Origin of the sequence: Tepidimonas sp. (assembly GCF_046292505.1) — a bacterium.
Lineage (GTDB): Bacteria > Pseudomonadota > Gammaproteobacteria > Burkholderiales > Burkholderiaceae_C > Tepidimonas.
This window is the reverse complement of the sequence record NZ_JBKBQX010000146.1, coordinates 1-888: the sequence shown is the minus strand read 5'-3', so window position 1 is coordinate 888 and position 888 is coordinate 1. Positions and strand designations below refer to the sequence as shown.

1 protein-coding gene is annotated in these 888 nt (G+C 63.1%); it reads left to right on the top strand.

Features of this window, described 5'->3' with window-relative positions; all coding sequences use genetic code 11:
* The first annotated feature begins 78 nt into the window (after positions 1 to 78).
* Positions 79 to 846: a phage tail sheath subtilisin-like domain-containing protein gene (locus ACK4TH_RS12360; protein WP_409626879.1), complete on the top strand. Its 768-nt coding sequence runs from the start codon at positions 79 to 81 to the stop codon at positions 844 to 846.
* Positions 847 to 888: the final 42 nt, after the last annotated feature.

Below are 888 nucleotides of genomic sequence, written 5' to 3'. Positions count from 1 at the left end.
GACCCACCGACTGGCCGATCACCCCATCCCCCGATTTATTCCGCCCATGGGCGGATTTTTTGTTTCTGGAGAACCGTTATGGCAGATCACTTTCTTCACGGGGTCGAGGTCGTTGAAATCGACAACGGCCCCCGCCCCATTCGTACCGTCCGATCCTCGGTGATTGGCCTCGTCGGCACCGCCCCGGATGCGGATGAACAGCGATTTCCCTTGAACACCCCGGTGCTGATTGCCGGCTCTCGCATGGAAGCAGCCAAGCTGGGTAGCACCGGCACCTTGCCCATGGCCATCGACGGCATCTTCGATCAGGCCGGTGCGCTGGTCGTCGTGATCCGGGTGGCGGAAGGCGCAACCGAGGCCGAGACGCAGACCAACGTGATCGGCGGCGTTGATGAGGCTGGCCAGTACCTCGGCCTGCAGGCGCTGCTGGCGGCCCAGTCGGTGGCCAAGGTAACGCCGCGCATCCTCATCGCCCCGGGTTTTACGCACCAGCGCCCCACTGATCCCGATGACAACACCCGCCAGCTGGCGAATCCGGTCGTGGCGGAACTGCGGGGCATTGCCGAGCGCCTGCGCGCGGTGATCATCGCTGACGGCCCCAACACGACGGACACTGCCGCCATTGACTACCGCGAGGACTGGGGTTCGCCGCGCATCTACGTGGTCGATCCGCACGTCAAGGTCATGAAGAACGGGGCGGTGGTGACCGAACCGGTGTCGGCACGCGTTGCTGGCCTGATCGCCAAGATCGACAACGACCGGGGCTTCTGGTGGTCGCCCTCGAACAACGTCATCAACGGCATCGTCGGCAGCGAGCCTGTCAGGAATTTTGTGTTTGAGGCATAGCATGTTGGAAAGGAGCATCTATGCCAAGCAAGAAGAAGCCGG